This window comes from Vibrio pelagius (assembly GCF_024347575.1).
Taxonomy (GTDB): Bacteria; Pseudomonadota; Gammaproteobacteria; order Enterobacterales; family Vibrionaceae; genus Vibrio; species Vibrio pelagius.
This window is the reverse complement of the sequence record NZ_AP025505.1, coordinates 189,118-203,965: the sequence shown is the minus strand read 5'-3', so window position 1 is coordinate 203,965 and position 14,848 is coordinate 189,118. Positions and strand designations below refer to the sequence as shown.

The following is a 14,848-nucleotide window of genomic DNA, read 5'->3' as shown; positions in this document are numbered from 1 at the left end:
GGTTTCATCTCGAAATATTTTTTGAAAACTCAACAGTGACATTGGTTACAATGATGAAATAGGTCACTGGTCGCTAACGGTTTGCTAAACGCAAAATAGGGGCTGGTGGCCAGCCCCTTGTCGTTACGTTAACTTTGAGTTTGCACCTTGAGCACTTTGGTCTCTTTGGCGCTTTTTAACAGTAAAGCGCCTACGGTTAGTACCACGCCGCCACAGAACAAGAATGCCATGCGACCCCAGAATGGATTTGGTATCAGTACCATAGCGACAACCAAAACACCGAAGATTAAGATGAGCTTACCAAGCATGCTGCGCTGCTGGCGGTCGACCGCATCTTGTCCCTCTTCCTCGATAACAGGGGTTGCCACATCAGTCCAAAACTCGTTAAGTTCTGTTTTACGTTCGCCTTGTGGCTCTTTGTAGAACTTAGTGGTTAGGCAGAAGAAACCGCCAGTGAACACAAGGTGACCAATGATGCCATTCATTACCGTTAGGTCTGATGCCTCGCGACTGGTGAAGCCGCCCTCGATACCGAGTAGGTTCGCGATGACATCTGGTGTGATGACAAAGCTCACCATGTAAGAGACCACCATACCGACAGCTAGCGTTGCCCAAGCTGCCCAATCTGGTGTCTTCTTAATGAACATGCCGAAGAACAGAGGAACTAGGATAGGCATTTGTAGCAATGTACTTACGTACATCATGGCATCAAATAGGCTCAATCCACGAAGCGAGTTGATGAATAGAGCTACCGCGATAATCAGAGCGCCAAACACCATGGTGACGCCCTGGCTGACACGCATCAGTTTTTTCTCAGATGCTTTCTTGTTGATGATTGGACTGTAGAAGTTACGAACAAAAACACCCGCGTTACGATTAAGGCCTGAGTCCATTGACGACATGGTTGCCGCAAATACCGCTGACATAAGCAGACCGACCATACCGACAGGCATCACACGTTCAACGAATACCAGATAAACCGCATCTGCTGCTTTGCCGCCAAGCGCGTCAGCGTGGGCTAGTGCAGCATCAGGGTAAAGAACCGCTGTCACCCATGGCGGCATGAACCAAATCGCAGGACCGATTAGCATAAGAACGAAGGCTAGCAGCGCCGCTTTACGCGCATTGGTCGAGTCTTTGGCCGTCAAGAATCTGTATGAGTCTTGCATGTTGTTGATGTTTTGAAGCTGTTTAACAAACATGAAAATGAACCATGCCACGAACAGTAACGGGTAGTTCATGTTCGCACCCATAATTGAGTCTGCTGGGAACTGTTCAATTAGATTACTCGGGCCTCCAATTTTTATAAGGGCTGCAACGGCACACACGACGGTGACCGCCATAATGACGACCATTTGCACAAAGTCGGACGCAACCACACCCCAAGAGCCGCCTATAACGGAAATAAACAGAACAATCAGACCGGTCACAACAATGGTTGTCTCAATATCGATTTTGAATACTGCACTAACGAATAGCGCTAGACCGTTGAGCCAAATACCCGTGTAAACGATGCTGGTTGGCATGGTTGCCCAAGTAAAGACTTGCTCGTTTGTCGTGCCAAATCGACGTCGTACACCTTCTACTGGGGTTACAACGCGCATTTGACGGAAACGGTAGGAGAAAAACAACCAAGAAAGTAGGAAGCCGAATGCGTTGGCCATGAAAATGACCATGATAGGGAAACCATCGGTAAAGGCTTTGCCTGCTGCTCCAGTGAACGTCCATGCACTGAATTGGGTCATAAAGGCTGTGGAGCCCACCATCCACCACAGCATTTTGCCTCCCCCACGAAAGTAATCGCTGGTTGAGTTGCCTGCTAGACGCTTGAATATGACACCTACAGCGATCATGAAGACGAAGTAGACACCGACAACAATAATGTCAATATTCATAACACTTACCTCTAAAGTTAAATTGACTAATTCGAAAAAATAAAACGATGGTTCAATATTGCTTTAAATAGGTGTTGATTACCAAAAAAACTGTGCGCTTTTGTGATGAATGAAACGGTTTTTCATTTTTTTATTCGGATTGGTGCTTTTTCTTTCATGGTTTATATCTAACTTAAAGAGATCCTCCAATTTTGCCCTCAATGAGTCTTGGGTGTGGTTATTACATAGGCAGTAACAGACTCGTACTTTTCTTTTATGTTGCTCGTTAACTACACAGTACGGACTCATTTGTGGACGCCTATTTGACCTTTTTACAACTGTATCAGTAACGCCTGGTTGTGCATGTTGCACATTCTTTGACCGCGTTAACATAAAACAACACGACCAGAAATAATTAGTTACACAAGTCACATAATGACCTAAACGCGCTTTATAAAAACGTCATTTACCAAATAATGAAACGGAGTTTTGAAAAATTAATCTTGAAAAATAAAGAAATGTAAAAGGAGTTCAGAATGAATGTCGATATGCTCGTCGTGGGCGTTTACTTTATCTTCATGATAGCGATAGGCGTCATCTTTAAACGCTTTGCGGGTAGTTCCACCAGCGACTATTTCCGAGGCGGCGGTAAAATGCTGTGGTGGATGGTGGGCTCCACAGCCTTTATGACCCAATTCAGTGCATGGACGTTCACTGGAGCAGCAGGCAAAGCCTTTACCGATGGTTTTCCTATCATGGTTGTTTTTATGGCCAACGCATTCGGCTTCCTACTTTCTTGGTTGTTTTTCTCCTACCGTTTCCGTCAAATGCGCGTTGTAACCCCTATAGAGGGGGTCCGTCGTCGCTTTGGTGGCACCAATGAACAGGTATTTACTTGGGCGACCATGCCAACCAGCATCGTTTACACGGGTATTTGGCTCAACGGTCTAGCGCTTTTCGTAAGCGCGGTATTTAAAGTGGACATCGAGACAACCATTGTTGTGACCGGCCTTATCGTTCTATTCATTTCTGTAATTGGCGGTGCTTGGGGTGTGGTTGCGTCCGACTTTGTGCAAATGGTCGTCATTATGGCGGTCACCGTCGTTTGTGCCGTTGCTGCTTTAGTTAAGATTGGCGGTCCAACAAACCTTATTGAGCAGTTCCCCGCTGATTCAATTATGGGTTCAGATATGAATTATCCACTACTGTTCGTGGCATGGTTCATCTTCATGTTTGTTAAACAGCTTCAAAACATCAACAACATGCAAGACTCATATCGTTTCCTAACTGCGAAAGACTCGACCAATGCGCGTAAAGCCGCACTACTGGCGTTTGTTCTTATGCTAATCGGTCCCGCAATTTGGTTCCTACCACCTTGGGTAACGGCAGTCATGTACCCAGATGCAGCTACTGTTCATGCTGCAGAACTGGGTAAAAAAGCTGCGGATGCGGTATATCTAGTGTTCGTAGAGAACGCAATGCCTGTTGGTATGGTTGGCCTGCTTATGTCTGCGGTATTTGCAGCGACCATGTCGTCAATGGATTCAGGTCTTAACCGCAACTCTGGCATCTTTGTTCGCAACTTCTATGCGCCAATCCTTGATAAAAAGGCTGACGACAAAAAACTGATGCGCGTAAGCCAAATTGTCACTATGTGTTTTGGTGGTCTCATTATTCTCGTCGCACTGTTTATCAACTCGCTTCGTGGATTGAGCCTATTTGATGCCATGATGTACGTGAGTACATTGCTTCAGATGCCAATTCTCGTACCACTATTCTTCGGTATCTTCATTAAGAAGACACCAGATTGGGCTGCATGGGCAACACTGGCCGTCGGTATCGTGGTCTCTTACCTAGTTAGCTTTGTGATTACGGCTGATGTGGTGGCAAACTGGCTGAACCTAGAAACACCATTTACCGGTCGTGAAGCGAAAGATCTTAAGGTGCTACTAGGCATTATGGGTCACCTATTCATCACTGGTGGTTTCTTCTGCCTCACAACTCGATTCTACAAAGAGCCAGTGGGTGAGCGTAAGTCTGAACTGACGGAGTTCTGGAATGATGTTGCGACTCCAGTTGTAGAAGAAGCTGGTCAAGACGAGCTAGATCGTCAACAACGCAATATGCTAGGTAAATTGATTCTTGTATTTGGCCTTCTAGTGACACTAATGGTACTTATCCCTAATCCATTCTGGGGACGAATGGCCTTTGTCTTCTGTGGTGCGGTCATTGTGACCGTAGGTAGTTTGCTTCTTAAGAGTGCCAAACAGGCGGATAAGCTAACAGCAAGTAGTGCTACATAGCCTGATTAACCCCGATTGAGGAGCTACGCAGTTCACAGTAGCTCCTTTTTTAACCAGTAATGAAACGAAGTACACCTTAAACACGGAAGGGAGATCCAAACGTGAAAATGAACGTGAACACACTCGCCATACTTATACCTCTTATTCTATATAGTGCCCCTGGTCTTTCTGCTCCAGGTTATAAACAAGGTGCAACGTTACCTACGACATTTCCAAACACTATTTATGCTGTTGACCATGGCATTATCGCAGATGACGGGATCGATGATTCTGCAGCACTGCAAGCCATCATTGATAATGAGGTTACTGCCTCGACGAGTAACAATACTTTGATTGTACTGCCAAAGGGCACTATCAACCTGAGCGATGAAATCCATATCGACAAGTCAGGGGTGGTAATCAAAGGGGCGGGCAGCGATCCCGATACGGGTACGCAAATTGTCGTCAAATCTTGGTCCCCTTACGGAGTGGATGCCAGCAATGCGCCTGATTTTGATAAGAAATATTGGCCTGGTTTTGGCGTATTCCGTGTCGAGACTCGAGAAAAACATGCCAAAGAGCCTGCTTACGAGGGGAGTGTTAACTTTCATTGGAAACATAGCATTGAGTTTGCACAGCCGGCGAAAATGGGTGATACCAAAATTGTCTTAGAATCAGGAAAAGCTGGCGAATTTAGTCAGGGTGATCTTATATATGTTGGCGCCGCTACTGACCGAGCGTTTTTGGATGAAGGACAAGTGCCGGAATCGAGAAGAAGTGCTAGTCACATTAAAACTGGCCACATGCGCACACAGATTTTTAAAGTAACGGAGGTAAATACCAGCAGTAATACAGTCACCCTTGATGGCGCGCTTGAATTTGATATTCCGCTAAACAATGAGGGTGGTTATAACAGCCGTGTTATGCCAGTGCGTGCAATAGAAAATTTTGGTTTACAAGATTTCTTTCTAACTATGGACATAGAAGGTAGTCACTGTGAAGGGTACAACCGCAACCAATTCTCGGAGAGTAACCCTAATGGTGTCTTGTATCGTTATGAGAACGTATGTGCACAAGATGCGATTCACGGCATCATACTCAAGTGGGCGTATAACGGCTGGGTCGATAATGTCCGTATCGACATGATTGGCTCGCACCCTATTGTTAGTGAGTTTGCTAAAGCAGTCACCATTTCCAACAATACTATCGACGGTTCATGGAACAAGGGTGCTGGTGGTAATGGTTATGTACGTGGTTCAAAGTTATACAATAGCTGGATCCACAATAACGATATTCGAAACATTCGACACCTTGCTCTACAGTGGTCTGCAACAGGAAATATCGTTGAGAACAATACACTGAATGTTGATATGAACTTCCACGGTGGCTGGGAGCGTAACAATTTGGTTCGTTCTAATTATATTGCAGTGCCGTTTGAGCATCGCAGTTGGTCAAATGGAGCGCCAGAGTCTGGAGCAACGTGGCAACCTATTTGGGTCGGTTCTGGCGATCATGCAAGCAAGTGGTCAGGACCAACTGGACCAAATAACGTCCTAGTTAATAACACGCTGAAGAAAGCAAAGAACTCGGGTGACAGCATTATTCGATGGGGGCTGTTTGATGAACCGGATGTCGAGTACGCGCTCAACTGGGATGGTAGCCAATATAAACACCTGAATATCAACGGGGAGCCAATAGCGACTTGGAGTCAAACATTGGCAGAGGGCGTTCATCAGCAGATCCCGCAGTCTGGTGTTACTGTTGCAGGCGGATCATGGCCACCAGAAGGTGTAGATCCGGAAGAGCCTGTTGATCCGGTCGATCCGCCGGTTTCTGAGGGGTGTGATTCGGTGACCCAATATAGTTGGAAGCAGCAAATGGAAATAGACCTTTCTCAAGCCAATTGTATAGCGATTGATAGAGATCTCTCTGGGAAAACGGTACAAGTTTGGGATAGTGATGCAAACAGCAGTTGTGACTTCAGAGGTACGTTATCCAGTGTGGATGGTACTGGCTCAATTAGCGTGACGTCAAACTATGTGAGCAGCAATGCTCTTACAGGTAAGCTGATTAAAATGACAGAAAATAATAATTGTCAGTATGTTAAGTTTAGGTCCTATTGATTTTAAATGGGTATTTGACCCGTCCTGATATGGGTTGACACTTTTTAGTCAAAACGCTCGATGTACTTCATCGGGCGTTTTGTATTTTAAGGCCGTATGTGGCCTCATCTGATTATAGATTTCTACTGACTCGGCGACCATTTTTCTCGCCTGAGCAACATCTTTAGGTTTCTTCAACAAGTATTCCATTTTCAAAATACCATTTACTCTCTCTGCCAAGGCATTTTGATAGCAGTCATATCCATCAGTCATGGAACACACGATCTTGTGCCTAGAGTGTAAGTCTTGGTACTCCTTTGAACAGTACTGTGAGCCTCTATCTGAGTGATGGATTAAGCTTTCCTGATTTCGACGTTCTCTCAAAGCTCTTATAAAAGCTTGTTTTACGGCCTTCGTCTGCATGTTGTCATCCACGCTGTATCCGACGATCTTTCTGGAATAGGCATCAGTGATAAGACTGACGTAACTGTTTCCCTCATAGGTTGGAAGGTAAGTAATATCAGCAACCCACAACTGTTCCGGTCTTTCGGGCTTAAAGCCATCCTTTATTTTATTTGGGTGGCAGTAAAACCTATGATGGCTATCCGTTGTTCGATGGTAAGCACGTTTAACCTTCACAAGCAGCCGATGATGTTTAAGCAGAGAAAATAGATAATCCCGACCTACTTTCATTCCAGCTTTTTCCATCATGTACTTAAGCTTTCTCGTTCCTATTCGAGCCTGTTTGATGCGAGTTTCACGAACAAAGCTCAGAAGAGCTTTGTCACGCTGCCTGTTACGATCGTCAATAAGACACTGTTTATAATATGCTTGCCTAGATATATTGATGATTTGGCAAAATCTAGTCACCGTGAGCTGAGCTATGTTTTGCTCTTGGACGACGCACCTTTGTGCTTTTTTACGACGCGGACACCATGGTCTCGTTCCATAACTTTTACTACTTCTTCAAAGAAGTCGGCCCTCAGTTTGGTATCCTCGAGTTTCTTTTCTAACTCTTTGATACGTTGCTCTGGTGTAGGTGGTGAATTGAATTCAGACATAGGTAAACCTTTCTTCATGAATCGAGGTGTGCCCCCAGACCAATCAAGTCGACCGTGCTTTCGGAGCCACACTAATACTGTAGAACAACCTTGTATGCCGTACTTGTCTTGTGCTTGTTTGTAAGTCAGTTCACCTCGCTCGACTTGATCAACAACATCCAATTTAAAAGCGAGGGAGTAATCACATTGAGTTCGTCTAGTTATTGATTTCATAACACTCTCCAATTTTCTGCTTGGGGAGTGTCAACCTTATTTAGGACGGGTCAATTAAATATAAAAAAGGAGCTCATCGAGAGCTCCTTTTTTATTTAATAACCCTCACTCATAAGATTTAAAAAGTTTGATAAAAATCACAATTACTAGCGTGCATATAACATCTATGTAATTAAATGATCTTGATCTTGTTTTTAAACCGTTGTTTCAATTAATATTGAATTTAATTTCATTAAGGAGTTTTTATGATTATCAAGAAAAGTATGATTGCTGTTTCTCTTGTTCTTTCTTGGGGGGCAATAGCTGGGAATATAGATTTCATCTCATACGATGAAGTCGCACTTGAATATAACAAGCAAAATGTAACGGTGAAGCAAGATTCAATTGACGAGTTAATCGCAAAGGCTGATAAAGCATTGGATGCATCAATAGATCCTGTGACTAATAAAACGTTATTACCGGCGAGTGGCGACAAGCATGACTATTTCAGCTTCGGACCTTATTGGTGGCCGAACCCTGATACCAAAGATGGTCTACCTTATGTCCGCCGCGACGGTGAATATAATATGGCGACCAAAAGCGCAGCAACGGACAAACAGCGCTTTATCCGTTTTACCAAAGACGTGACAGACTTGAGCCTTGCTTATTACTTCACTGATAATCAAGCTTACGCTGACAAAGCGAAAGCTCAGCTTATCGCCTGGTTTGTCGACCCGAATACACGAATGAATCCAAACTTAAACCATGCACAAGCGATACCTGGAATTGTTGATGGGCGTGGTATCGGCATTATTGATAGCCGCTTGCTGATACCAGTTTTAGATAGTATCAATATTTTAAAACAACAGCTTACCCCACAAGATTATCAGGCTATGGTTGATTGGTTTAGTGATTTTAATCACTGGTTGCTAACCAGTAATCATGGTTTTGAAGAGGACAATTGGCATAACAATCATGGCACATGGTATGACGCACAAGTCGCTGCCTTTGCCATCTTTGTGGGTAACGAAGATATTGCTAAGCAGCGTCTGAGAATCACACAAATGCGCCGAATTGGTAGTCAGTTTGATATGAATGGTCGTCAGCATGGAGAGCTAGAACGCACGCGTCCTTGGCATTATTCAAACTTCAATCTTGAAGCCTACAATCACCTAGGGCACTTCGGAGATAAGCTCGGTGTTGATGTTTGGAATTATGAAATTGATAAACATTCTCTAGCGAAAGGTTATCAATATATTGCAAAGCATGCCAATCAACCTGATAAATGGCAATACAAAGAACTAAAAGGATTTGATGGTTCTAAAGCTTTCGTAAATTTACTTTATGCGCAAAAAGCATACGGTGAGCCGTTATTTACCGATGCGATCTCTGAATTAAGTAAAGAGAAGGTAAATAGCAAAAAAGTAGCTAATCTATTGTTTAAATAAAAAGGAATTATACTGTGTCTAAGTTTTATAAAATAGCTTCAATTACGGTTTTGGCATTAGTTTCGAGTGCCTCTGTTTCTGCTGCATCTCTTGATTTCCGTCAAGAATACAAACACGAAAGTGAAACTTATGCGAGCCGCGTTAAACTTGGTGCGGGCGTAGGAAATATGTACTTTGGTGTTGAAGCAATGCAGCAAGGTAAGCCGTTTTCAGAATGGGAATCGAAAGGCAATGAATTTGACTTCGGCTATAAATATAAAATTGATGATAATTGGATGCTGATTCCAGGTATGCCAATTACCTTCTTCCCTGGTCACGTGACCTATAAACCTCAGCTTCGCGCTCAGTACTCTTTTGATTCAGGGGTTGTTACTAAGCTTCGCTACCGCCATGAGTTCCGTAACTTCTCTGATGATCGCTCTGCCGAGCAAAAAAGCAAAGTCACGGCCAACCTCGATTACAAATACAACGGTTTTCAGTTTGGCCTAGAGGCGAACTACGAGAAAGGTTTGGATGACCAAGTATTCTTTGATAACGGCGACACCAATTGGGATGCACTTTTCAAACTTGGCTACAAAGGCGAAGACTGGAGCTGGCGTCCATATGTGGAGTTCGCCAATGTTTCAGTTTCGAGCTCTTCAAGCGATCGTCAACTTCGAAGCCGTATCGGCATTACTTATAGCTTCTAGGCGTTTACTGTAATTGACTGTCCGTTTGGCCACACTAGGTTGTTAGTGTGGCCATTTTTATAGTGAGGGATTATGACACTAATAAAAAGAGGTGCACTGCTGTTGGTAACAGCCATGTTGGGTATCGCGCTGATTGTTTTTGTAAGCTTGGACTCAATCAAAACGTCATTGGTTGAGACTAAAAAGCATGAAGTTGCTTCGTTACTTTCATTTGCAAAGAAACAAGCATCAGATGCTATTTTACAAAGTCGTTCTCCGGAAGAAGCTGAGCAGCGTGTAATTACTGTGTTGTCTACCTATCGTCTGGGAAATGCTTACATTTGGGCGAATGATCACAATGCCATTGCTCGCGTGCATGTACGTAGCGAAAAACTGGGGACGTTTCAAAGCTCCTACGCTCGCCATGTAAATCTGCTTAAAGATAATGAGTTCAATTACGTAATCGGTGAAGTGAGTAAGCCTAACTCGTCGGAAAAGGTGACCAAGGTGAGTGCGATCACCATGATTCCCGAGCTTAAATGGGTTATGGGGCTTGGGATCTACATGGACGATGTTGAAGAGAGTTATCAACAACTCGTGATGCGCCTTCTAATCTACAGTGGTGGGATTCTAGCGGTAATGTTGCTGATTATCAGTCTTATTGCGCGCAGTATTTTTCGCTCGGTGGGTGGAGAGCCAAGCGTTGTTGTTTCTTTGACGAAGCGTATTGCAAATGGGCAGTTAACTCACTCTGTGACGAAATCCGCTCCGCAGGGAAGTATTTTAGAATCCGTAGGCCAGATGCAAACTTCCCTCAAAGAGTTTGTTGATAAAATCGCCTCGGTTTCATCAATGGTTAATCAGTCTACAGACAGTCTAGATCGAAATGTTGTTGCGACGACGCAAAGCCTAGGGCAAATACGCTCGATTTCGGATGATACGCTCAATTCTATGAAAGCGCTTGAACTGAGTATAGACGAAATCAATACAGGCATTGATAAAGCACAATCGAATAGTTTGCAGTCTCAATCACTGTCTGAAGAAGGAGTAGAGGCTATTCAACTGATGGAGGGTTCTGTCGAGGACATTCGCACTAGCCTTGATAGTTCACTACAAAGCTTTGGCCTGTTGGCAGCAAAGTATGAACAGATAACCGGGGTTGTTGAGGTGATCCAAGGCATCGCTGAACAGACAAACTTGCTTGCCCTAAACGCTGCGATCGAAGCCGCGAGAGCTGGCGAACAGGGGCGTGGCTTTGCTGTCGTTGCTGATGAAGTGCGAAGTCTTGCCGCCAGAACATCCGATGCAACGGTAGAAATATCTAATATGAGCGCGCATATCTTGTCGGAGTCTGAACATGTTTCCAATGAATTGAGATCGCTTCTCGAAAAAATCTCTCAAAGCGAAGAGAAATCGGAACAAGTAGGTGTGATTTTTAGTCAAGTGAAGCAAGGTGCGAGTGACGTTCAGAGCATTGTTTCTGACTTAAAACGGTCAACAAAGACTGAGCTGGCTATTTCTGAGCAGGTTTATCTTTCTATTGAGCAACTTCTCAAGATTCAAGAGGCAAACTTGAGTCGAATAGAACAGTTTTCTTTGAGCTCAAGTGAGCTTAAACAGCTATCGGAAGATCTACAATCCAATAGCCATGGCTTTGAAAAATAACAGCATGTGGCAGCTCAAGTTGCCACACTTAACAAGGCTTATATATCACGTCGGTGAGTGGGCGATGGCAGAGTTTAAGTCTTTTTACTTGTGCCAAAAAGAGCTCAGCGCAACCGAGTGCATCACTGGCTGCTGAATGAGCTTGATAATCGGGAAGGTTATAGTGTTGGCGCAGGTCATCAAGTTGGAAGCTGGTATGGCCGCGATTCTTACCCAAGTAGCTAAATCGCTTCTCAAGCAATAGAGTGTCTATCATATAGCACGGCAGTTTTTGCAGTTGGTAGCGCCTTTTTAGATACGACGACAAAAAGCTATATTCAATGCATGCACTATGAGCGATGATAATTTTACCTGCAAGATGCTCGATCAAGCTATCGAGCGCAAGCTCAGCCTCAATTCCTTGTTCTTGAACTTGCATTGGCATAATTTCATGAACGACCGCGCTTTCCGGTCGGATAGTGACATCTTGGCGCAAAATCACTTCGCTGACACTGGTTAGTTCTATCTCTTCGTAGCTCAACTCCACCGTTCCAATAGACAGGATTCTATCTGAGTCTGGTTCCAGCCCCGTTGTTTCAAAATCGAGAGCGACGAACTGTTGCTCGGAAACTGGGCGCTCTGCATTGGGAAGCGGGTGGGCAAAGTAGTGCTCTAGTGCACGAGATGGCCAACGCTTGGCCCTCATGGACTGGTGCAAATCTTCGATGTTGTCGCCATTAGAAAATAGCTTATGTAACGTTTTGGCCAGCATGTTAGAACCCACTCATGAACTTGAGTTTAGCGACGTCTTGCAGTTCGCTAATGATCTTGAAGGCTTCTTTAAGGTGTTTGCGTTCAAAACTGCTGAACTCGTCCGGACGTATATTGTTGTCAGGAGAATCACCACGAAGCTGCGCGTTGAGTTGGTGTCTAAATCGCACCTGCATAAGAAAACGGTAAGCGCCAATAATGTTATCGCAGCTGTCTTGAGACAAGGTGCCTTGCTCGACGGCATATCGAAAACGCTCTTCCGTGCCTGTTAAAGAGCCTCCAGCTGATAGGCTGTATATGCGAGCGAGGTCGATAATTAGGTTCAAGGCAAACTTTTTGATATTGAGTGATTTGGTATTGTCTCCGCTTTTCTCAAGAACCAGACTGTTGAAAATGCCAAGTGGGGGGGACGTTTCGATGGCATCGCGTGTCAGTGCTGGGATAAAGCGAGGATTTGCATGAATGGTTTCGTGCAGGTGGTTTTGAAGCGTATCGACTAGCTCCGCGTTTCCGTAGACGCAGCGTATCTCCATAAAGACACTGATACTAAGCAGTTTGTTGTACTCAGGACTCGCCACCCATTTCGTGTAGTAGTCCTTCCAGCGACCGACGTTCTGATTCCATTTGGCTGTCGCGGCCATGTATTTACCGCTGCATAAAGGGTAGCCCACGGCCGCTAATCCATTACAAACGCGCATCGCAAAGTAGGCGAAGTAGAATCGGTCATCCTCAGTGGCATCTTCCGCGAGAACCAGAGCATTGTCTTGATCCGATAGCATGTGCACTTCGTTCCGCGCATGTGAACCAGCTACCATCCATGCATAGTCACAAGGCGGCGGACCGAGCACCTCTTCGGTTAGTTGAATTATTCGTCTATTGAACGCATCCATGATCATCGACATCACTTGGCCATGAATCTCGGCACTCACGCCACTTTCGACTAAGGCCTGGAAAATGGTTTCCCTTTCGTCTCGAAGATTCGCGAGATCACTTATCGAGTTCGCATACTTGATCTTTTCAATTAAAAATAACGACTGCGTTCGATGATTGTGAACTAGGTGAGTGGTGGTCAATAAGCCCTTCACTTCGTGCTTGGCAATGACTGGTAGGCAGCGAATGTTGTATTGCAGCATCAGTGAAATCGCTTGAATTACTTTATCTTCGCTGTTAATCAAGATGGGATTGCGCGTCATGACTTCATGAATAGGGCGCTGGGTGTCTACCCCTCGAGCGACGACGTGTTGTGTCATATCTCGATCGGTAACCAAGCCGACGATTTCTCGCCCTTTTAGTACGACGGCACACGAACTGCGCCGTTTGCCACACATGGCTTTAGCGACGTCCATGATGGATTCGCAATAGTCAGAAACAGTGATGTTTTCGCTGGCAACTTCGCCAACCGTTCGGAAGAACAGGCTTTTCTCTTCTTTATTGACGATCGAACGTATTGCAGAGTTCAATCTCGTTTTTGCTGTAGCGGCAAAGTAATCTTTGAACTCTGGGTGCAGCTCGCACGTTTCTTGAATGTTTGCGTGAGGTATCAAGTAAAGTAGTGAGTCTTCAATAGCTTCTGCTCGATAGCCATCTTCTGCTTCTTTGAGTGGTTCCAGAAAAGTAAACCCAAATTGATCCTCTTCTCCAAGACGAGCCCTTAGTTTATTAATTTGGGTTCGCTGTTCGATTGCACCTTTTCGGATTACATATAGATACCTTTTTTGGCACATCGAGTGAAACTCAATACATTCTCCCTTAGCGAGATATTTGACCGTTACGGAGCTTGCCAGTGATTTGACTACCTGTCTTGGAAGAAGGTCGAAGGGATCAAGATGAATCAAAAAGTCGAAAATATTATTTGAAGCTGAATTGCCCATATAAATCCTTAGTTGAAACGGTGTTTCATTAAATTATTGGGTGGTAAAAAAAGCAGCACGAATGCTGCTTTTTTCTTTATTACTTTTAGACAGGGTAATTGTGGTAGCCCAGGTGCTCCGATACATTGCGACCAGCTGCGTGGAGAAGAGCGATGTACTCGCGCTTGCGGCTCTCTTCAAATCGAATAGTAGGAAACGAAACGGAGATGGCTGCAATAGGATCACCAAAACGATCGTAAATTGGTACGGCGATACAACGCAAACCTGGTTCTTGCTCTTCATTGTCTTCACCAAAGTGCTGCTCACGAACAAGGTCTAACTCTTCAAGTAGTTGGTCTACATTCTCATGCGTGCGCTGTGTGTGCTTTTTAAATTCAACATTAGCCAAAAGATCTCGCACGTCTTGGTCTTCCATATGAGACATCAATACCTTACCAATTGCTGTGCTGTAGAGCGGGTTTCGACGCCCAATGCGTGAGTGCATACGTAGATGGTAACTGGAGTCTATCTTGTGCAGATAGATGATAGAGTCTTCGTCAATGGAGCCTAAGTGAACAGTTTCATTGATGATCTTTGAGATTTTCGCCATTTCAGCATTGGCGAGATCAACCAGATCGACATGCTCTAGAGCTTTTGAGCCCAGCTCAAACAATTTTAGAGTTAGGGAGTATTTATCGGCTTCCCCTTCTTGCTCAACAAACCCGAGTGTCTTCATGGTTTGCAAAAAACGATAAGTCGTCGCCTTTGACATCATCAAGCGTTGAGAAAGTTCTGATACACCAATCTCTTTTTGGTCAGCTAGCGCTGAGAGAATGTTGAACACTTTTAATACTGACGATACAGCTTCCGGTTGAGTTGATTTTTCCATTTCACGCTCTGAGTCATTGTTGATAACGCCAAATTATACCTGACATACTTGGACGAGTCAGTAGTTT

At 44.5% G+C, this 14,848-nt stretch carries 10 protein-coding genes; 5 read left to right on the top strand and 5 right to left on the bottom strand.

Features of this window, described 5'->3' with window-relative positions; genetic code table 11:
* Positions 1-128: 128 nt before the first annotated feature.
* Positions 129-1,895, bottom strand: coding sequence for a sodium:solute symporter family protein (locus vsple_RS21045; RefSeq protein WP_261884049.1), 1,767 nt, complete (start codon positions 1,893-1,895; stop codon positions 129-131).
* A gap of 515 nt (positions 1,896-2,410) precedes the next feature.
* On the opposite strand from vsple_RS21045, the gene vsple_RS21040 reads away from it, so the two are divergent.
* On the top strand, positions 2,411-4,177 hold the full coding sequence (locus tag vsple_RS21040; protein WP_261884048.1) for a sodium:solute symporter family protein: 1,767 nt from the start codon (positions 2,411-2,413) through the stop codon (positions 4,175-4,177).
* Between the two features lie 107 nt (positions 4,178-4,284).
* On the top strand, positions 4,285-6,279 hold the full coding sequence (locus vsple_RS21035; RefSeq protein ID WP_261884349.1) for a glycoside hydrolase family 55 protein: 1,995 nt from the start codon (positions 4,285-4,287) through the stop codon (positions 6,277-6,279).
* Positions 6,280-6,327: 48 nt separating this feature from the next.
* Here vsple_RS21035 and vsple_RS21030 read toward each other — a convergent pair.
* Positions 6,328-7,532 (bottom strand): IS3 family transposase gene (locus vsple_RS21030; protein ID WP_261881532.1). Its coding sequence is split into 2 segments (ribosomal slippage): positions 6,328-7,163 and positions 7,163-7,532, totalling 1,206 coding nucleotides; the frame shifts between segments, so codons are not numbered across the junction.
* 245 nt (positions 7,533-7,777) lie between these two features.
* On the opposite strand from vsple_RS21030, the gene vsple_RS21025 reads away from it, so the two are divergent.
* The 3 genes from vsple_RS21025 (at position 7,778) to vsple_RS21015 (ending at position 11,292) form a co-directional block, all read left to right on the top strand.
* Entirely contained in the window at positions 7,778-8,959 is a 1,182-nt protein-coding gene (locus vsple_RS21025; RefSeq protein WP_261884341.1) for an alginate lyase family protein, read from the top strand.
* Between the two features lie 14 nt (positions 8,960-8,973).
* Positions 8,974-9,648, top strand: a complete 675-nt coding sequence (locus vsple_RS21020; protein WP_261884340.1) for an oligogalacturonate-specific porin KdgM family protein — start codon at positions 8,974-8,976, stop codon at positions 9,646-9,648.
* Between the two features lie 72 nt (positions 9,649-9,720).
* On the top strand, positions 9,721-11,292 hold the full coding sequence (locus tag vsple_RS21015) for a methyl-accepting chemotaxis protein (protein WP_261884339.1): 1,572 nt from the start codon (positions 9,721-9,723) through the stop codon (positions 11,290-11,292).
* A 28-nt stretch (positions 11,293-11,320) separates the two neighbouring features.
* Here the strand turns inward: vsple_RS21015 and vsple_RS21010 are convergent, their stop codons facing one another.
* The 3 genes from vsple_RS21010 to kdgR all read right to left on the bottom strand — a co-directional run bounded on the left by vsple_RS21010 (position 11,321) and on the right by kdgR (position 14,781).
* Positions 11,321-12,043, bottom strand: coding sequence for an exonuclease domain-containing protein (locus vsple_RS21010; RefSeq protein ID WP_261884338.1), 723 nt, complete (start codon positions 12,041-12,043; stop codon positions 11,321-11,323).
* A gap of 1 nt (position 12,044) precedes the next feature.
* A complete protein-coding gene (locus vsple_RS21005) occupies positions 12,045-13,913 on the bottom strand; it encodes a DUF294 nucleotidyltransferase-like domain-containing protein (protein WP_261884337.1) in 1,869 nt (622 codons plus the stop codon).
* An 85-nt stretch (positions 13,914-13,998) separates the two neighbouring features.
* Complete coding sequence (gene kdgR, locus vsple_RS21000; protein ID WP_261884336.1) at positions 13,999-14,781, bottom strand: DNA-binding transcriptional regulator KdgR; 783 nt, start codon at positions 14,779-14,781, stop codon at positions 13,999-14,001.
* Positions 14,782-14,848 lie beyond the last annotated feature (67 nt).